Raw genomic sequence first — 18,231 nt, forward strand, 5'->3', positions numbered from 1 at the left:
GGTGGGCGTTACGGAGCAGTTCCTGGAACTGCCCGGAGAACCAGTGCCCGGCCGGAGGCGGGCAGTTGGGCGACGAAGACTCCGTAACGCTGGTCTAGTCCAAGACGTGTCCGTCCCCCTATCCTCACCCGTAGCCGGTGACACACCGTCCCCCACCCAGGTTGCCTGCCGGCTCGTGCCCCCACTCAACTCCGTTCGAGCAGCCGGGTGACTTCCCCCCATTCGCCGCCTCCAGGAGGTCACGGTGAAATTTCGTACCAGAAGCTCGGCGATCATCGGAACGCTCTGCCTCGTCACGTCCCTGGCGTTGGCCACGGCGTCGGCGGACGAGCCCGCCGACGCCCCCGTTCAGCAGGTGAGCGCCTCCCTGACCGAAGTGGCCAGGGCCCAGGGGCCGTCCGCGGGCGCGGCCGGACCCGATGACACGCTGTGGATCGCCGAACGCGCTGGCACCGTACGGGTTTTGGACGATTCCGGGCTCGGGGATCCCGTCCTCGACATCTCCGACGAGACCACCACCGACGGCGAACGCGGCCTGCTGGGCGTCGCGTTCGACAAGACGTTCGCGCACTTCTACATCTCGTACACCGACCTCGAAGGCACGAGCACGATCGACGAGTTCGCGGTGGAGGGCGGTCAACTCCGGCCGGAGACACGGCGTACGGTCCTCACCCAGACCCAGCCGTACGCGAACCACAACGGCGGGGACATCAAGTTCGGCCCCGACGGCTATCTGTACATCGCCTTCGGGGACGGCGGCTCGGGCGGCGACCCGCACGGCAACGGGCAGAAGCTCGACACCCTGCTCGGCAAGCTGCTGCGGATCGACCCGAGCGGCGGCGAACCGTACGCGGTCCCGGCCGACAACCCGTTCGTGGACGACGCGAACGCGAAGGACGAGATCTGGGCGTACGGGCTGCGCAATCCCTGGCGGTTCTCCTTCGACGCGGGCACGGGCGACCTGCTGATCGGCGATGTCGGCCAGAGCGACTGGGAGGAGATCGACTGGGCCCCGGCGGCCAGTAAGGGCGGCGAGAACTACGGCTGGTCCTCCATGGAGGGCACGCACCCCTTCCGGGGCGGCACAGAGCCCGCGAACCACGTCCCGCCGGTCCACGAGTACGACCGTACGGGCCTGGGCTGCTCGGTGACCGGCGGATTCGTCTACCGCGGCGACGCGCTCCCGGACCTCCGGGGCAGCTACGTGTTCAGCGACTACTGCGACGGCACCCTGCGGACACTCCAGCTGGAGGACGGCGAGGTGACCGGCGTGGGCGACCTCGGCGTCAGCGGCGGCGAGGTCATCTCGTTCGCGGAGGGCGGCGACGGCGAGCTGTACGTGCTCGGCAGCAACGGCGTCGTCTCGCGCGTCGATCCCGCGTGAGCGGCTGACCCGCGCGGGAGGCCGACCGCGTGGACCGGAGGCCGGCCCCGCCGAACATGATGATCGGCGGGGCCCCTTCTTGTCCGAGCCTTCTCCGCGTTTCTCCGTGGCTTCGCCGCGCTGGTGGCCGCGGCGGGCGTCCCGGTCGAAGATGCCGAGCAGCTCGCACGGACCGCCCTCGGCGCCGATCGCGTGCGGGAGCATCGTGGGGAACTCCGCCGCCTGGTTCGTCTCGATCCGCAGGCGGCGGTTGCCCAGGAGCAGGATCGCGGTGCCGGACAGGACGACGAGCCATTCCCGGCCCGGATGTGCGCGCAGCCGCGAGGGGTTGTCGGGCGGCGGCTCGGTGATGCGCTGGCGGATGACGGTCATGCCGGGCTCCGCCTTGATGGGCCACCGCATCTGCCCGTGTGCCCCGTCGATCATCGGGTTGGAGACGATGTCGTCGGAGGCGGTCTCGACCAGCTGGTCGAGCGAGGTGTCCAGGGCACGGGCGAGCGTGACGAGCTGGTCCAGGGCCAGCCGCCGCCGGCCGTTCTCGATGCGGCTGAGCGTGGACTGGCTGACCTTCGCCCGGGCGGCCAGCTCCTACAGGGACCAGCCCTGGGCCACGCGCAGGGCGCGGATCCGTTTGCGTACCAGACTGTCCAGCTCACCATCTTCTTGCGTCATGGGCATGAGCGTATGCCAGTGAGGCAAAGTACGCCGGGCGGCGGTGGTTCCCAGCGCATCGGCGTCCGCGTGACCATGGTCGGGCCATGTCCGGATCTGTGGGATATCCGACCCTCGGGACATGGCGCACCCGGGGCCGGAAGCCCAAGCTGGAGTGAGCTGATCTCCATGGCCTGGATGACCTGGATGACCTGGATGGTCCGGACGTTCGAGGAAGGGAGCGGACACCCCATGCCGACCGATACATCGACCCCTACGTCGACCGCCCGTGCGTCACTCACGGAGCGCGTCCGGGTTCCGGACACCGCGCTCGCCCGGGAGGCGGCCGAGCTGGTGCGGGACACGGCCAGCGAGCTGATCTATCACCACTCGTGCCGGGTCTTCTGGTTCGGAGCCCTCCAGGGGCAGCGCCGCGACCTGAGCTTCGACCCCGAACTCCTTTACGTGGGGGCTCTGTTCCATGATCTCGGCCTCGGCGAGTCCTTCCGGTCCAGCGGTCGGCGCTTCGAGGTGGACAGCGCGGACGAGGCGCGTCGCTTCCTCCAGGCGCGCGGGGTTCCGGAGGACAGCGTGCGGCGGGTCTGGACGGCCATCGCCCTGCACACGACCCCGGGCATCCCGTCGTTCATGGAGCCCGAGGTGGCCCTCGTGACCGCCGGGGTGGAGTACGACGTACTGGGCATCGGTTACGAGGATCTCTCCCCGGCCGACCGGGCGGAGGTCGTCGCGCTCCATCCCCGGCCGGACTTCAAACGGCGGATCCTCGGGGCGTTCACCGACGGTGTCGGCCCGAAACCGGAGACGACGTTCGGCAACGTCAAGGCCGACGTCCTGGAGCACTACGTCCCCGGCTTCGAACGCGGCGACTTCGTCCGCACCGTTCTCGACTCCCCCTGGCCCGAGTGACCGGCGCCACCCGCCCCCACCTGGTGGCCGTCGTGGCGTTCGACGGGGTTCAGCTCCTCGACGTCACCGGCCCGGCGGAGGTGTTCACCACGGCCAACGGCCACGGGGGCCGCTACGACGTACGGATCGTCTCGGTGACCGGGCAGGACGTCCGGACCTCCGGCGGGATCAGGCTCGGGGTCGACGGCCCCCTGGACAGTCTCCCGGGGCGGCTCGGAACGCTGCTGGTGCCGGGCCGGCGGGACTGGCGGCGGGCGGTGGAGGACGCCGCGCTGACGTCCGGGGTACGGGATCTCGCCGGGCGGTCCCGCCGGGTGGCGTCGGTGTGCGCGGGCGCGTTCGTGCTGGCCGAGGCGGGTCTGCTGGACGGCCGCAGGGCGGCGACGCACTGGCGGCTCGCCGGTGAACTGGCCGCCGCCTACCCCGCAGTGACGGTCGAGTCCGATCCGCTCTTCGTACGCGACGGCCCCGTGATCACCTCGGCGGGCATCACCGCCGGCATGGACCTGGCGCTGTCCCTGGTGGAGGAGGACCACGGCGCGGGTCCGGCCCGTGACACCGCGCGGGAGCTCGTGGTGTTCATGGCCAGACCGGGCGGCCAGTCCCAGTTCAGCGCCCGGCTGCGGCCGCGCGAGGCCGGGCATCCCGCCGTACGGGCGGCCATGGACGCGGTGAGCGCCGACCCGGCCGGTCCGCACTCTCCGGCCACGCTCGCCCGGCTCGGCAGGGTCTCGGCCCGGCATCTGAGCCGGCTGTTCCGCGGCGAGACCGGGCTCTCGCCCGCCCAGTACATCGAATCCGTACGCCTGGAGGCCGCCCAGGCGCTCCTGGCCTCGGGCACCGATCCCATCGAGGCGGTGGCCGAGGGAGCGGGTTTTGGATCGGCCGAGACGATGCGCCGGGCGTTCCAGCAGACGCTGGGCCTCTCCCCCACCCACTACCGGGCCCGGTTCCGGACGACGGCGACGGCGGCAGGCGCGGCGGCACAGGTGGACGGCTGAGCCTTGCCGCGGACGGGCGCCGCCGAGCGGGGCCGCTCGCACGGCAGGCGCCGGAGCCCGTCGTCGGCCCCGCGTCGCGGCGGGGGTGTGGCCGGCACGTACGGTACAGCAGGTGAACGAACCGCTCGAAGCCGTGACCGGCCACCCTGCGGACGGACGTGTCCCGGCCCTGACGACCCGCGTGTTCCTGGCGCTCGCACCGCCCGACGACGCGAAGGACGAGCTGGCGCGCGTACTGCGTCCGGCCTATGACGCCTATCCGCGCATGCGGTGGAACCGCATCGAGGACTGGCACATCACCCTCGCGTTCCTCGGGGAACTTCCGGTCGCCGCCGTTCCGCCCCTGATGCCTCCGCTCGCCGCGTTCGCGGCCCGGCAACGGCCGTTGCGGCTGGCGCTGAACGGCGGCGGGCACTTCGACGAGCGGGTGTTGTGGACCGGGGTCACGGGGGACCTCGAAGGGCTGCACCGCCTCGCCGTCGACGTACGCACGCTTGTCAGGGAGTGCGGTGTCTCCTTCCCCGAGCGGCCGCTCCGGCCGCATCTGACGCTGGCCCGGTCCCGCCGGGGCGACCACGCGGACACGGTGGAGGCCGCGGCCTCACTCGCCGCGTTCGGCGGCCGGGAGTGGGAGGCCGGGCGTCTCCACCTGGTGGGCAGCAACATCGGCCGTGGTCCGGGGCCGATCCACTACCGCGACATCGAGGCCTGGGACTTCCGCCACGGGGCCGGCGGCTGAGCCCGCCCCCTCCTCTGCGACGCGGTCACGTGGTGTCGTGCCGCGTGGGCCCTGCGTGCGTCAGCAGAAACTCGGTCGCCCGCGCGATGGCCTCGGCGGATGTGCCGTGGACGGCCTCCGACTCGTCCTCCTGGAGGTCGGCGCCCGTGGCGGTGTACCACCAGGCGTCGGCGCCCGGGTCGTGGTGAATCACGGCGTCACCCCCCGCGTAGTGGAGCGGGATCGACTCACTGGCGGACTTCTCCGGTACCGCGTGGGGCCACTTGAGGCGGGCCGACTGGCGCTTGATGCCGCCCCAGGCCGCGCCGAGCTGCGCGTAGCTGGAGCCACCGCGTCCGGCGACGGTGGCCGCGCTCTCGGCCGGCCGGTCGACGGACCGCTTGGCTTCGTAGAGCGACCGCAGCATCGCCAGTTGCACGTCGGGCGCGGCCATGAGCGCGGCGTCGAAGGGCTTTCCGGCGGTGCGGTAGTCGACAGGTTGCACTGTCAGTCGGCGTCCGCCGCCTCCCCCAGCGCGCCCGTGAGTCGGCCCAGGATTTCCTGCAATCCGAGAACCTCCTCCAGCGACAGACCGGTGGCGACGAGCACGCCGCGCGGGACGGACAGCGCGCGCTCGCGCAGCCCCGCGCCCTCGTCGGTCAGTTCGATCACGACGGAGCGCTCGTCCTCGCGGCTGCGTTCGCGCCGGACCAGGCCGGCGCTCTCCAGTCGCTTGAGCAGCGGCGACAGGGTTCCCGAGTCCAGGTGGAGCCGTTCCCCGATGGCCTTGACCGACTGCGGGCCCTGTTCCCAGAGGACCAGCATGACCAGGTACTGCGAGTAGGTGAGCCCGAGATCCTTCAGCGCCCGCCGGTAGTAACCGCCGAACGCCCGCGAGGCGGCGTGCAGCGAGAAGCACACCTGGTGGTCCAGTCGCAGCAGCTCCGCGTCAGGGATGGCGGAGAGGTCGGGCGAGGCGCTCGGAGCAGTGGTCATGGAACCAGCGTACCGCCGCACGCCCCATCGAGTTGTGCACAACTTAGTTGTGTGCAATCTTTATATCCGTAGCCGCGACCAGCCGGGTCGGGGCTCCAGAGGAGGGTCATCCCATGGACGCGTTGTACACCGCCGCCGCCACCGCCAACGGCCGCGAGGGCCGTGCCGTCAGCTCGGACGGCCGGCTCGACCTGCCCCTGGCCATGCCGCCGGCCCTCGGTGGCAACGGCAAGGGCACCAACCCCGAGCAGCTCTTCGCCGCGGGCTACGCGGCCTGTTTCGCCAGCGCGATGGCAGCGGTCGGCCGCGAGATGAAGGTCGACACCAAGGACGCGTCCGTGACCGCTGAGGTCTCCATCGGCAAGGACGGCGACGGCTTCGGGCTCGCGGTCGTCATGCGCGTGGAGCTCCCGGACTCCCTCGCGGGCGAGACCGGCCAGAAGCTGGTCGAGGCCACCCACGCCTACTGCCCGTACTCCAAGGCCACCCGGGGCAACATCGACGTCCAGCTGGTCATCGAGTAGCCGGCATCGGCGGGGTCCGGGCCATGGCCCGGGCTCTCACTCCTTCAAGCGGGCCAGCACCGCACCGACCGCACGGTGCACAACCTCGCGTGCCCCGTCGGCCGGGTCGAGCGTCTCGAAGCCGTGCCGCCCCTCCGGTACGTCGATGATCTCCAGGTTCGCCCCGCAGCGGGTCGCCTCGGTCACGAACTCTTCGACGGTCGCGGCGATCTCGGCGCTCTCCCGGCCCGCCCGGACCAGGACGACGGGGAGGTCACCGGCGCGGGAGAGGGCCCGGACGGGGTGGAAGCGGGAGCCGGTCAGCCCCCAGCCCGGCAGCGGCGCGAGAATCGGGTAGTTCGCGGCCAGGCAGCGCAGCCACACCGGCGGGTCCGTCAGCCACTCCGCCGTGATCGGGCCCCCGCCCGAGAAGAACCACAGCGCGATCCGGTCCGCGTCCACGCGTGGATCGGCGCGCACCCGCTCCACCGCGTCGGCCACGTCGGCGGCGGCCTGTTCGTAGTCCGTCACGGCGTGCAGACGGTGGTCGAGCGTCACGCCCCCGACTCCCTGTCCGGCGACGTGGCGTGCGTACCCCGTCAGGGTCGGCCAGTCCCGGGGCGTGGGCGTCGCCTCGGCGGGTACCGGGCCGCCGTGCACGAACACCACGGCCGGGTGCGGCCCCGGACCGTCCGGCAGATACAGGTCGGTGTTCCCGGTCCGCTCGCGGGGGCGTTCGGGTACGTCGAGGAGGAACGGCCGCAGATGGGCGGGCGTACGGCCGGGGTCGGCGGGGGTCAGCAGGTGTCCCCCGCCGGACGCGGCCTCGGCCAGGGTCTCGGCCAGCGCTCCGGGGCAGGAGAGCATCGGCCAGTGTCCGGTGGGCAGTTCGAAGAAGGTCACCCGGGCGTCGGCGAGCGCTTGGAGGGCGGGGGTGCCGACGTCCACCATGATCTGGAGCATCTCGACGCCCGGCCCGTTTTGGGTGCACAGCACCCCCGTCGCGGGTACCGCCGCCGCGGCGCCGGTGAGCCGCAGCGGCTGGAGCAGTGTGCCCAGCGGCTGCGGCGCCGCGAGGGCGGTGAGCCCCTCGAGCGCCGCGCCGGAGAGGCCCGCGGTGCTTCCCCACCGGGGCCACGTTTCCCTGGCCGGTGGTGGCAGTTCACCTCCCGTCGCCCCTTCCCCGGCCCCGGCCCCGGCGGCGCGCTCCGCCACCTCTTCGCGCAGGAGTGGGTCCGGCACGGCAGCCAGGGCGGGGACGCCGTCCTGCGGCATCCCGGAGTCCAGGTAGACGATCCGGGCGATCGACCGGGCCCGGCGGTCGGCCGCGCCGAGTACCGGGTGGATGCCGTAGTCATGGCCGACGAGCACGATCTCCCCACCGGGCTCGGCCGCCGCCGCGTCGACCACCGAGTCGATCACCGCGAGTACGTCCGCGATATGGGTCTCCAGGTCGACGGCCCCGCCCTCATCGGTGGGGTGCTTGCCGAGTCCGGTGAGTGCCACGGCGTGGACCTCGGCGCCTTCCGCCGTCAGCTGCGCGGCGGTGTCCCGCCAGACGTACGGTCCGGTGAACGCCCCGGCCACCAGGATGAATACGGTCATGATCCCTCCTCGTCACGCTGTCTCCCGCGCCCCGGACCCGAAGCTCCCGGCAGCGCTCGCCGGTACCGTAGGAACTCCCCCTGGTGGAGGTTCAAGTGTTCTCGTCGCACGACGGTCTGTGCACCATCGGTGAGCTGGCCGAGCATCTGGGCGTCAGCGTTAAGACCGTCCGCTTCTACTCGGACCGCGGGCTGCTGCCGGAGGCCTCCCACAGCGCCGGCGGGCACCGCAGATACGGTCCGGACGCCGTGGAGCGGCTGGGCATGATCCGCTCGCTGCGCGGCCTGGATCTGTCGGTTCCCGAAGTGCGCCGCATCCTTGACGAGCAGGACGCGCAGGGCGCACGGGAGGGGGCCGGGGCGGGCGGCGCGCTGGAGGACGCCGTGGCCGGGCGGCTGCGGGTCCTGGGGTCCGAGCTCGCCGCGCTGCGCTGGCGGGAGGCCGCGCTGAGGCTCGTACAGGAATGCCCGCCGGCCGAACGGCCCGGTCGGCTACGGCTGGTCGGGGCGGTCGCCGCCCCGCCGAGCACCGCATCGCTGGCCCGGTTCTGGCGTGCGTGGCTGCCGCCCCGGATGCCCGCCCGGTCCGTCGCCGCGTTCCTGGAGGCCGCGGTTCCGCCTCCGCCCGACGACCCCCGGCCGGCCCAGGTCCTCGCCTTCGCCCGGCTGCACGCCTTCGTGACCCGGCCGTGCGGCGGCGGGGTGGGGGCCGGGTCCTGCCAGCCCCGGGCGCACGGCGGCGCGGGGGCGCGTGCGTCGGCCGTGCTGTACGCGGGCCTGGCCGAGGCGTACGACCTGGCGGGGGCGGAACTGCGCCGTGGCGCGGAGCCCTTCCCCGGTGAGGCGCTGGACGGATTCGTGGACGCGTACGCGAGCACGTACGGCCTCCGGGACACGCCTGGCTTCCGCCGCGTCCTGGCCGGCCGGCTCGCGGACGATCCGCGCATCGACCGGTACTGGGAGCTGACGGCCGAGGTGATCAGCGCTCCGGGCGGCCCTCCCGAGCCGACCCCGGGGTCCGCGCACGACTGGCTCCTCGCGGCCCTGGAGGGGCAGTTGGAGGCGGCGTCCGGCCACGGTGGTGCGCGGCGCGGGGCCGTCGGTGAGGCGTCGGCCCCGCCGATAAAGCGCGGGCCTGTCGGTGAGGCGCCTGCCCGTCGGTGAGGCGCCGGCTTCGGTCGCCTCTGCGTAGGTGGCCCCTACGCGTGTTCGGCCCGGCGTGGGCGGCCCGGCAGGTAGTCCGTTCGCCCTCCGTGGGTGGTCCGCCCGGCCTGTCCTCAGCCTGCCGCGTGCGGGCCGAACCGTTCAGGGGCGAGGGTCGCCAGCAGCGAGGTGACCACGAGATCCGTCGAGGCGGCCATGTCCACGGATTCCGGCGCCAGGAGCCACTGCACCTGCAACCCGTCCATGACCGCGATGATGGCGTTGGCCGCGTTGTCGGCCACATCCGCGCGGTCGGCGGGCAGTTCGCAGGCCTCCCGCAGGGCGTCGGCGACGAAGGCGCGCAGCCCGTCGTAGCGGTCGCGGAAGTAGTCCTGGGCGGGGTGGTCGTCGGTGACGGATTCCGCCGAGAGCACCGCGTACAGCCGGACGATGCCCTCGCGCTCCGCGTTGCGCAGTGCGGTGTTGACCAGGTGGCGCAGGAAGTCCAGCCCCTGGGGGCGGTCGGGGCCGAGCTGCTCGATGTCCCGCTGGTCGCGCAGTTCGAGCACGCTGGTGAGGAGAAGGGCCTTGGAGCGGAAGTAGTGCAGCACCCCGGCCTGGGTGAGGCCGACCCGGTCCGCGATCTCGGCGAGCGAGGCGTTGTTGTAGCCGCGGGCGGCGAAGGTGTCCATGGCGATGGCCAGGATGTCCTGCTGCCGCTGCCGGGCTTCCGGGCTGCGCGGCGTTCGGGGTCCCGCCGGACCGCGTGCCGGTCTGCTCACTGACTGGTTGCTCACCGGATCAGCTTAAGCCTGCCGGAGTCCTGGTGAAGATCTTCGGGACAGCGCGCGAGAACACCGGAACCGACTACTTACTAACCACTTAGTGGGTGTGCTTTCATGCCGTTGTCCCGCCCTCTCGTGACCGGCCTGCCCCGGAGCCGAGGCGTCCGCCGCGCCCTCCGTCCGCCGGGTGCCGCCTGTCAGCAGGTACGAACCCAAGGAGAGCCGCAACCATGCCAAGCTCCACTCCCCCGCGTTTCAGAGCGCGCGCGGCAGGCGCCGCGCTCGTCGTGACCGTCGCCGCACTCGGCGTCAATGGCACCGTCGGAACGGCCCGGGCGGCCGACCCGGTCGCCCAGGTGTGGGTCACCACGCCCGACGGGTCCAAGAAGCTCACCCCGGAGGGCGACGTCCCCTTCACGGAGTCCCCGCAGGCGATCGACATCCGGATCGACGCCGCCGACAAGGGGCAGAAGTTCACGGGCGCGGGAGCCTCCGTGACGGGCGCCTCCGCCCATCTCCTCCAGGGTCTCCCCCAGGCGCAGCGCACCACGGTCCTGAAGTCGCTGTTCTCCACGGAGGGTGACGGCATCGGGCTCAACTACCTGCGCCAGCCGCTCGGCAGCACCGACTTCGACGCGAACACCGACCCGTACACGTACGAGGACACCCGGGGCGCGTTCTCCATCGACCGGGACCGGAGCCAGATCATCCCGGTCCTGAAGCAGGCCACCGCCGTCAACCCGGCCATCCGCTTCATGGGCTCGCCCTGGTCGCCCCCGGCCTGGATGAAGACCAACAACTCGCTCAACGGCGGGAGTCTGCGCGCCGAGCACTACCAGGCCTACGCCGACTATCTGGTCAAGGCGATCAGGGCGTACGGGCAGGAGGGCATCACGCTCACCGATCTCACGGCGCAGAACGAGCCGGAGTTCGCGACGAGTTACCCCTCCATGAGCATGACCTCGGCCCAGCAGGCGGACTTCCTGCGCGTGCTGGACCAGACGTTGACCGCCGCGAACCTGCCGACCAACATCCTGGCCTACGACCACAACTGGGACCACCCGAACTATCCGCTCGACGTCTTCGCCCGGACGGGCGGCATCCAGCGGATCGTCGGCGCCGCGTTCCACTGCTACGGCGGGGCGCCCGCCGCGCAGAAGCAGATCGCCGACGCCGGAAAGCGGGTCTTCTTCACGGAGTGCTCCGGTACCGACAGCGAGAACCCGGCGACGACGTTCGGCGACACGCTGAGGTGGCACGCCGAGAACCTCGTCGTGCAGAACATGCGTAACGGCGGCGAGACGGTCATCAACTGGAACCTCGCACTCGACCGGAACGGCGGCCCTCACCAAGGGCACTGCACCAACCGCTGCAACGGCATCGTCGAGATCGACGGCGGGCAGGTCACCCGTAACGCCGAGTTCTATGTCCTGGGCCACGTCTCGAAGTTCATCAAGGCGGGGGCGGACCGGATCGGTTCCACCAGCCAGGGCGCCGGCGGGGTGCAGAACGTCGCCTTCCAGAACAGCGACGGCAGCCGGGCGGCCGTGGTCGTCAACACCGCTTCGGGCTCTCAGCGGTTCTCCCTGACGGACAACGGCAGGTCGCTCGCGTACACCCTGCCCGCGGGGGCCGTCGCGACCTTCACCTGGGACGGGAGCGGCGGAACGACCGAGCCGCCCGTGGGCTCCATCGACCCCGCGGCCTGGTACCAGGTGCGCAACGCCAACAGCGGCGCCTGCCTGGACGCGGCCGACTGGGGTACGGCCAACGGCACCGCGTTGCAGCAGTGGGCCTGCGGGACCGGGGCCAACCAGGGCTGGCAGTTCCGGCCGACCGACTCCGGCCATTACCAGGTGGTGAACCGGCACAACGCGAAGGCCTGGGACGTCGACGGCGGTGCCGGGGCGACCGCCGACGGCACCAAGGTGCACCTGTGGTCGTACGAGGGTGGCGTCAACCAGCAGTGGCGGCCCGAGGCCCTGGCCGGTGCCGGGCAGTACCGCTTCGTCGCCCGTCACAGCGGCAAGTGCCTGGCCGTCGACAACTCCTCGACGGCCAACGGGGCCAGGCTCTCGCAGCAGCCCTGCTCCGGTTCCTCGGCCCAGGTGTTCGCCCTGACCCGCTGACACACCTCGACCGGGAGCCTGACACGGGCGACCGGGAGCGCGGCGGCTCTCCGGACCAGGGGAGCCGCCGCGGCGCGTGTTCGCCGACGCGGGGTGTGGTGACGGCGCCAGTAGGTCGCGGTGTGCGCGGCGGTTTCGACAAGCACCCGTTCGACCGGGTGATCCGCGTCCCCCTGCCGGACTGACAGCGGATCAGGTCCCTTCGACCGCTTCCTTGATGCGCTGTCCGAACGCCGGTGCGTCCTTGCGGGCGGCGCTTCCCGCGAAGCCGACCAGCAGTTTGCCGACTCCGTGGCCTTCGAGGACGTTGAAGAGCCTCACGTGTGTGCCGCCGTCCGGTGTGGCTTCGAGGTCGTAGCCGCCCTCGGCAGCGGTGATGAGGTTCTTGGACTGCTCCTGCCAGCGGATGCGGGTCGGGGCGACCAGTTCGCTGATCTCGAAATCACGCCGGGTGGTCATGCCCGCGTCTTTGACGGTGCTGTGGAAGACGGTGCCGACGTGGGTCGGGCCGGTGGGGGTTTTCTCGATGCGCTGGACCCGTGGGCTGAACTCGGGGTCGTTCTGGCCGTCCGCGAGATAGTCGAAGACTTCCTCGATGGGGCGGTCGATGTCGACCGTGGCTTCGAACTGTGTGCTCATGGCTCTCTCCGGTCTTCCCGGCTCCCCGGGCCGTCATTGCGGTCCGGGGTTTATCGCGCGTATATTGGATTCTTCCGCGCACATGCAGAAAGGCCCCACGCGGAGGCCTTATGGATACGAATATATCTGGCGGGGAGCCGTTTTGTCAAACCGGGAAAGCGACGAATTGCGGGAAGAGCAGGAATTCATCGATCGGCTCCATGCCCGGGTCGACGCGCTGCGCGGGGTGGCGGCCGAGGGTGTCGAGCACGCGTTGACGCCGGTCGGCACGGGCCAGCAGGCGCGGCTGGAGCGGGACATCCTCGTGGCGGAGCGCTCGGGGCTGCTCGCGGCGCTGAACGCGGTGGACGGCTCCTTGTGTTTCGGCCGCATCGACCGCTCCGACGGGCTCGCGCACCATATCGGCCGGATCGGGATCCGGGAGGACGACGCCGACCACACGCCCGTTCTGATCGACTGGCGTGCGCCGGTGGCGCGTCCCTTCTATCTCGCCACGGGACACACGCCGATGGGTCTGCGCCGGCGTCGCCACATCACCACCGAGGGCCGCACGGTCACCGAGCTCCATGACGAGATCCTTGATCTCGGAGACGACGACCGCACCGGTTTCGAGGATCCGAACGGCGACGCCGTGCTGCTCGCGGCGCTCAATTCCGCGCGCACCGGGCGCATGGGCGACATCGTGCGGACCATCCAGGCCGAGCAGGACGGCATCATCCGGGCCCCGCACCGCGGTGTCCTCGTCGTCGAGGGCGGCCCCGGCACCGGAAAGACGGCCGTGGCGCTGCACCGGGCCGCGTTCCTGCTGTACGAGCACCGTGAGCTGCTGGCCAAGCGCGCCGTGCTCATCGTGGGCCCCAACCCGGCGTTCCTGCGCTACATCGCGGAGGTGCTGCCGTCGCTCGGCGAGACCGGGGTGCTCCTCGCCACCCAGGCCGAGCTGTTCCCCGGGGTGCACGCCACGGGGACGGACACGCCGCGCGCCGCCGCCGTCAAGGGCGGCGCGGCGATGGCCGAGGCCCTCGCCCTGGCTGTACGGGACCGGCAGCGGCTGCCGGAGCCCGGGGCGGCGATGGTGATCCCGCACGAGGACGGCGGGGATCTGATCCTGGACTGGGAGATCGCCTACGAGGCCCGGCAGGCGGCCCGGGACACCCGGCTGCCGCACAATCTCGCCCGTCCGCACTTCGTCTTCCGGGTCATCGACGCGCTCACCGCGCAGCTCGTCGAGCGCATCGGCGCGGACCCGTACGGCGGGCCCAACTTCCTCGGCCCCGACGACGTGGCCCAGCTCGGCCGGGACGTCGCGCTGAGCAAGGAGGTGCACGCGGCCGTGGACGAGCTGTGGCCGCCGCTCACCCCCGAGGGCTTCCTCGCCGACTATCTGGCAGACCCCGTGTACGTACCGGACGAGGACGCCGACGCGATTCGGCGCGGGCCGGCCGCCGGGGCGTGGACCCCCGCCGACGTACCGCTGCTCGACGAGGCCGCAGAGCTGCTGGGCGTCGACGACAGCGCGGAGCGGGCGGCCGCGGAGGCCGCCCGGCAGGAGCGGGTCGGGTACGCGCAGGGCGTGCTGGAGCTGTCGCGCGGTTCGGAGAGTTACGAGTTCGAGGACGAGGAGTCCGAGGTGCTCGCCGCGCACGACATCATCGACGCCGAGCGGATGGCGGAGCGGCACGAGGAGGCCGACCACCGCACGGCGGCCGAGCGGGCCGCCGCCGACCGTACATGGGCGTTCGGGCACATCATCGTCGACGAGGCGCAGGAGCTGTCGCCGATGGCGTGGCGGCTGCTGATGCGGCGGGCGCCGACCCGCTCGATGACCCTGGTCGGGGACCCGGCCCAGACCTCCGAGGAGGCGGGCGTCGGGTCCTGGGAGGAGATTCTGCGACCGTACGTCGGTGACCGCTTCGAGCACGTCACGCTGGAGGTCAACTACCGTACGCCCGCCGAGATCATGGAGCTGGCCGCCGGGGTCCTGAGGGAGAAGGACCCGTCGTTCACCGCGCCCGTGTCGGTGCGGTCGACCGGTGAGAAGCCGTGGACGCGGGAGGCCGGGGCGGATCTGGCGGGCGCGGTGGCCGAGGCCGTCGCGGAACTGACGCCCCGGGAGGGGCGCCTCGCGGTGATCGCGCCGCGCGCGGTGCACGAGGAGATCGCCGCCCCGCTGGACGGGGTGACGGCGGGTGAGGCCCCGGATCTGACGCGGACGGTGGTGCTGCTGGATCCGCGCCAGGCCAAGGGGCTCGAGTTCGACCATGTGCTGGTCGTGGAACCCGCCTTGTTCGGGACGAGCGATCTGTATGTGGCGCTCACCCGTGCCACGCAGCGCCTCGGCATCGTTCACCGGGAGGGGCTGCCGTCGGCGCTGCGCTGACGGGCCGGGTGGCCCGCCTGCCCGGCGCCGGGTACCGGCGGGCCACGGGCGTGGCCGGAACGCGGTTGCCGAACCCATAGGCTGACGCCATGTCTTCGCCATTGAGTTCGACCAAGACCGCGGCCGCTCTCCGCACGTCGGCGCGGGTCTCCGCGGAGCTGCTGCTGGTTCTCGTGGCGGCGGCGGTCGCGTTGTGGGTGCTGGGCCGGATGTGGTCGGTCGTATGGCCGCTGATAGTCGGTCTGTTCCTCACCACACTGACCTGGCCGCTCGCCCGCTTCCTTCGCCGCCACGGCTGGTGGCCGGCGCTGGCCGCGTCGACGGTGACGGTGTTCGCCCTGCTCGTGGGGGCGGGCATCGTGGCCCTGATCGCGGTGCCGGTGGCGGACCAATCCGGGGAGCTGGCCGACCGGGTGGTCGCGGGCATCGACAAACTCCGCGAGTGGGCGGCCGGTCCGCCGCTGAACATCGGCGACGACCAGATCGCCGGAGCCCTCGACACCGCGACCGACCGGCTCCAGAACAGTGTCGGCAGCGTGGTCACCACCGCCGTGACCGGAGTGAGCACCGTGGTCCACGGGGTGGTCACCGCGGTTCTGGCGCTCTTCCTGATGTTCTTCTTCCTCAAGGACGGCCCGCGCTTCCTCCCGTGGCTCACCCGTCAGCTTCCCGGCAGGCTCGCCACCGACATCCCCGAGGTGGCGTCCCGCAGTTGGAACACCCTGGGCGCGTTCGTCCGGTCCCAGGCGTTCGTCGGTCTGCTGGACGCGGTCTTCATCGGCCTCGGCCTGTGGATCCTCGGGGTGCCGCTGGTGCTGCCGCTGGCGGTGCTGACGTTCGTCTGCGCGTTCGTGCCGATCGTGGGAGCGCTGTTCGCCGGGTTCGTGGCGGTGGTCATCGCCCTGGTGTCGAACGGGCCGATGGACGCCCTGCTCGTGCTGGGGATCATCGTCGTGGTGCAGCAGCTGGAGGGCAATGTGTTCCAGCCCATGATCCAGAGCCGCGGGCTCGGCCTGCACGCGGCGGTCGTGCTGCTCGCGGTGACGCTGGGCGGCAGCCTGGCGGGGGTGGTGGGGAGCCTGCTCGCCGTGCCGGTGGCGGCGGTACTCGCCGTGGTCTGGAACTACCTCCGCGAGCAGCTGGTGGAGGAGCCGCAGGAGCCGGAGCCGGAGGAGCTGCCCGAGGATTCGCCTGTCCCGTCCTAGGACGCGAACGCCGGTCATTCCGGGCGGGTGTTCGGCGGATCCGCGCCCGGCGGTGGAATCGGCTTCGGCTTCGGCTTCGGCGTGAGCGAGGACTCGATGCGGTCCAGTTGCTGGGCGAGGCTCGTCATCCACACCTCCAGGTCCACGGACAGGGGCGAGGGCGGATCGCGGTCCGGGGCGCTCTCCGGTGCGGTGCGCGGCGCTGGCTCCGGACGTTCGGCGGTGAGCAGCCGGGCGATCCGGTCGGTCTCCGCCACCAGGCCGGACGCGGTTCCCCGGGCCCAGGCGGCGGACGCGTCCGTCGCGCCGGAGGCCGGGCGGAGGCCGAAGCGCGGCAGCCACTGGGCACCGAGGAGCATGTGGCCGGCCGCGATGAGCACGGCGTGCCAGTCGGCGCGGTCGCTCTCCCCGTCGGCGGGCGTCTCGGCGCGGAACTGGGCGTACGCCGCTTCGGCGAGGCGCAGCCGGTGGACGCCCGGCCGGATCTCCGGCGCGGTACGGGAACCGCCCGGGGGTGCGAGCAGCGCCTGTGCCGTCGCAGGCACCAGTGGGGCGCACGATCTGAGCAGCCCTGCCATGGCCCGGTGGACCTCCCGCCGTGCCCCGGCCGGCCAGGCCAGGAGGCCGCAGAGCAGGCCGATGACGCTGCCGGTGACGACGTCGATCATCCGCGCCTCCGACAGCCGCCAGGTGACCGGCGCGATCTGGGCGAACGCGGTGGCCACGACGAGCGTGAACAGTGCCTGCGCGTACGCGATGCCCAGCAGCGGCCCCAGCGCGAAGGCCGCCAGCATGACGGGGGCGAGCAGGGCGGCGTACACGTCGGTGTGCCGGCCGAGCCCGATGACGAGCGCCCCGGCCACCAGCGCGCCCGCCGCGTTGCCCGCCACCGCGAGGCGGACCGCCCGCCAGGTCTCTCCCGCGGTCGTACGTCCGAGGGTCAGGACGGCGAGGAGCACCCAGAACCCGTGGGCGAGGTCGAGGGAGCCGGCCACCGCCCGGGCCGCGGCGAGGCCGAGCGCGGTCCGTACGGCGTTCTGGAACAGCACGGACCGGAAGGTGACGTTGCCGAGGACGCGCCGGGCCCACAGCCTGGGCGTGGAGAGTTCGGCGTACCAGAACACTTGGCGCGGGGCGGCGGGTTCGGTGGGTCCGCCGTGGGTGGCGATGTCGACGGTGATCTCGACCATCCGCGCCGATTCGGCGAGCGCCAGCACCCGGGACTGCCGTCGCAGCACGTCGACGGGGAGCCGTTCGCCGGGCGGCCCGGAGGCCAGCCGCACCCGGTCGGCCTGGAAGCGCCGCATGGCTTCCTCCAGCGCGCCGGCGGGCGGGGGCCGGCTGCCGGTGCGCAGGAACCGGGCGCAGGCGGTACACAGCTCCGCGACCCGGCCCAGGAGCGCGGCGGTCTGGGGGTCGGCCGGGGCGGGCGGGGCTTCGGCGAGGGTGGCCAGCTGGTCGAGGAGCCTGCGTGCGGAGCGGCCGGCCTGTTCCAGCGCGCGGTCGGTGCGGCCGGCGCCGGCCGGCCGTTCCGCCGGGGGTACGTCCGACAGGCGCAGGGTCGATCCGGCGTCCCGCAGCCGCCGCGGCGGTACGCCTCCGGGTGCGGCCCCGCGCGCCGCCTCGTCGAGGGCGGCGGCCAGCCGTTCCCGGTAGGAGGGTGCGGCCGGATCGGGCAGCAGGATCTCGCAGGCGGCGAGGAGCAGCGCGCCCGCCGTGAGTCCCGCCAGCCGCTCCAGGAGGGTGCCGGGGGCGTACGGCGGGAAGCAGGCGAGGATGTAGAAGAGCTGGAGGCCGGGGGCGATACCGACCGGGCGGGGTCCGGCCACGGCCACGAACGCCAGCAGGAACCCGACGACGAGCATGCCGCCGACGGCGGCCCAGGTGTCGACCGCGAGCAGGGTTCCCAGGGTCGCGAGGAGCAGTGCCGGGGGCAGGGCGCGGAGCATGACGGAGGCCCGCTGGGGGCCGGAGCCGGGGACCACGGAGAGCAGGCCCATGGCGATGGCCGCGAAGAGCGCGTACAGGGCGGCGACCGGGAGCCCGGCTCCGTACAGCAGGGGGTAGAACCCCACGCTCGCCGCGACGGTGACCCGGACGGCCCGGCGGAGGATCGCGGCCCGCTGCGGCCGGGCGATCACCGTTCCGCCCCCTGCGGGGGTGGCT

The 18,231-nt window shown here is 72.5% G+C and carries 14 protein-coding genes and 2 pseudogenes; 9 read left to right on the forward strand and 7 right to left on the reverse strand.

Annotated elements, in window-relative coordinates; genetic code table 11:
- Nucleotides 1-244 precede the first annotated feature (244 nt).
- Nucleotides 245-1,384 carry a sorbosone dehydrogenase family protein gene (locus A3Q37_RS15185; protein ID WP_065484295.1) on the forward strand — a complete coding sequence of 380 codons (1,140 nt, stop codon included), beginning with the start codon at nucleotides 245-247 and terminating at the stop codon, nucleotides 1,382-1,384.
- Nucleotides 1,385-1,495: 111 nt separating this feature from the next.
- Here the strand turns inward: A3Q37_RS15185 and A3Q37_RS35720 are convergent.
- Nucleotides 1,496-1,969, reverse strand: a pseudogene (locus tag A3Q37_RS35720) (helix-turn-helix domain-containing protein); the annotation flags it as partial.
- Nucleotides 1,970-2,287: 318 nt separating this feature from the next.
- Between A3Q37_RS35720 and A3Q37_RS15195 the strand changes: the two are divergent.
- The 3 genes from A3Q37_RS15195 to thpR all read left to right on the forward strand — a co-directional run bounded on the left by A3Q37_RS15195 (nucleotide 2,288) and on the right by thpR (nucleotide 4,702).
- On the forward strand, nucleotides 2,288-2,962 hold the full coding sequence (locus A3Q37_RS15195; RefSeq protein WP_065484846.1) for an HD domain-containing protein: 675 nt from the start codon (nucleotides 2,288-2,290) through the stop codon (nucleotides 2,960-2,962).
- The gene (locus tag A3Q37_RS15200; protein WP_255311824.1) at nucleotides 2,959-3,963 is read left to right on the forward strand and encodes a GlxA family transcriptional regulator; all 1,005 of its coding nucleotides are present in this window, start codon (nucleotides 2,959-2,961) and stop codon (nucleotides 3,961-3,963) included. Before A3Q37_RS15195 ends, A3Q37_RS15200 begins: the two co-directional genes overlap by 4 nt.
- A gap of 112 nt (nucleotides 3,964-4,075) precedes the next feature.
- Nucleotides 4,076-4,702: an RNA 2',3'-cyclic phosphodiesterase gene (gene thpR / locus A3Q37_RS15205; RefSeq protein ID WP_065484850.1), complete on the forward strand. Its 627-nt coding sequence runs from the start codon at nucleotides 4,076-4,078 to the stop codon at nucleotides 4,700-4,702.
- 25 nt (nucleotides 4,703-4,727) lie between these two features.
- Here thpR and A3Q37_RS15210 read toward each other — a convergent pair.
- Nucleotides 4,728-5,195 (reverse strand): annotated as a pseudogene (locus A3Q37_RS15210) (hypothetical protein); the annotation flags it as partial.
- Nucleotides 5,189-5,677: a MarR family winged helix-turn-helix transcriptional regulator gene (locus tag A3Q37_RS15215; RefSeq protein WP_065484300.1), complete on the reverse strand. Its 489-nt coding sequence runs from the start codon at nucleotides 5,675-5,677 to the stop codon at nucleotides 5,189-5,191. The gene A3Q37_RS15215 and the pseudogene A3Q37_RS15210, both read right to left, overlap by 7 nt.
- A gap of 113 nt (nucleotides 5,678-5,790) precedes the next feature.
- On the opposite strand from A3Q37_RS15215, the gene A3Q37_RS15220 reads away from it, so the two are divergent.
- On the forward strand, nucleotides 5,791-6,201 hold the full coding sequence (locus tag A3Q37_RS15220) for an Ohr family peroxiredoxin (protein ID WP_065484303.1): 411 nt from the start codon (nucleotides 5,791-5,793) through the stop codon (nucleotides 6,199-6,201).
- A 36-nt stretch (nucleotides 6,202-6,237) separates the two neighbouring features.
- Here A3Q37_RS15220 and A3Q37_RS15225 read toward each other — a convergent pair whose 3' ends face one another.
- Nucleotides 6,238-7,785: an alpha/beta fold hydrolase gene (locus tag A3Q37_RS15225; protein ID WP_065484305.1), complete on the reverse strand. Its 1,548-nt coding sequence runs from the start codon at nucleotides 7,783-7,785 to the stop codon at nucleotides 6,238-6,240.
- Between the two features lie 95 nt (nucleotides 7,786-7,880).
- On the opposite strand from A3Q37_RS15225, the gene A3Q37_RS15230 reads away from it, so the two are divergent.
- Nucleotides 7,881-8,948 (forward strand): MerR family transcriptional regulator, encoded by a 1,068-nt coding sequence (locus A3Q37_RS15230; protein ID WP_065484308.1) that lies wholly within the window; start codon nucleotides 7,881-7,883, stop codon nucleotides 8,946-8,948.
- A gap of 113 nt (nucleotides 8,949-9,061) precedes the next feature.
- Here A3Q37_RS15230 and A3Q37_RS15235 read toward each other — a convergent pair whose 3' ends face one another.
- Nucleotides 9,062-9,724: a TetR/AcrR family transcriptional regulator gene (locus A3Q37_RS15235; RefSeq protein ID WP_255311825.1), complete on the reverse strand. Its 663-nt coding sequence runs from the start codon at nucleotides 9,722-9,724 to the stop codon at nucleotides 9,062-9,064.
- Nucleotides 9,725-9,942: 218 nt separating this feature from the next.
- Here A3Q37_RS15235 and A3Q37_RS15240 point away from each other — a divergent pair, with 218 nt between their 5' ends.
- Nucleotides 9,943-11,841 carry an RICIN domain-containing protein gene (locus tag A3Q37_RS15240; protein ID WP_065484316.1) on the forward strand — a complete coding sequence of 633 codons (1,899 nt, stop codon included), beginning with the start codon at nucleotides 9,943-9,945 and terminating at the stop codon, nucleotides 11,839-11,841.
- A 192-nt stretch (nucleotides 11,842-12,033) separates the two neighbouring features.
- Here A3Q37_RS15240 and A3Q37_RS15245 read toward each other — a convergent pair whose 3' ends face one another.
- The gene (locus A3Q37_RS15245) at nucleotides 12,034-12,480 is read right to left on the reverse strand and encodes an SRPBCC family protein (protein WP_065484319.1); all 447 of its coding nucleotides are present in this window, start codon (nucleotides 12,478-12,480) and stop codon (nucleotides 12,034-12,036) included.
- 166 nt (nucleotides 12,481-12,646) lie between these two features.
- Here A3Q37_RS15245 and A3Q37_RS15250 point away from each other — a divergent pair, with 166 nt between their 5' ends.
- Nucleotides 12,647-14,860, forward strand: coding sequence for an AAA family ATPase (locus A3Q37_RS15250; RefSeq protein ID WP_065484322.1), 2,214 nt, complete (start codon nucleotides 12,647-12,649; stop codon nucleotides 14,858-14,860).
- 89 nt (nucleotides 14,861-14,949) lie between these two features.
- Nucleotides 14,950-16,065, forward strand: coding sequence for an AI-2E family transporter (locus A3Q37_RS15255; protein ID WP_065484327.1), 1,116 nt, complete (start codon nucleotides 14,950-14,952; stop codon nucleotides 16,063-16,065).
- Nucleotides 16,066-16,079: 14 nt separating this feature from the next.
- On the opposite strand, the gene A3Q37_RS15260 is transcribed toward A3Q37_RS15255, so the two are convergent.
- The gene (locus tag A3Q37_RS15260) at nucleotides 16,080-18,206 is read right to left on the reverse strand and encodes an FUSC family protein (RefSeq protein WP_065484329.1); all 2,127 of its coding nucleotides are present in this window, start codon (nucleotides 18,204-18,206) and stop codon (nucleotides 16,080-16,082) included.
- Nucleotides 18,207-18,231 lie beyond the last annotated feature (25 nt).

This window comes from Streptomyces sp. PTY087I2, from assembly GCF_001687325.1.
GTDB lineage: Bacteria > Actinomycetota > Actinomycetes > Streptomycetales > Streptomycetaceae > Streptomyces.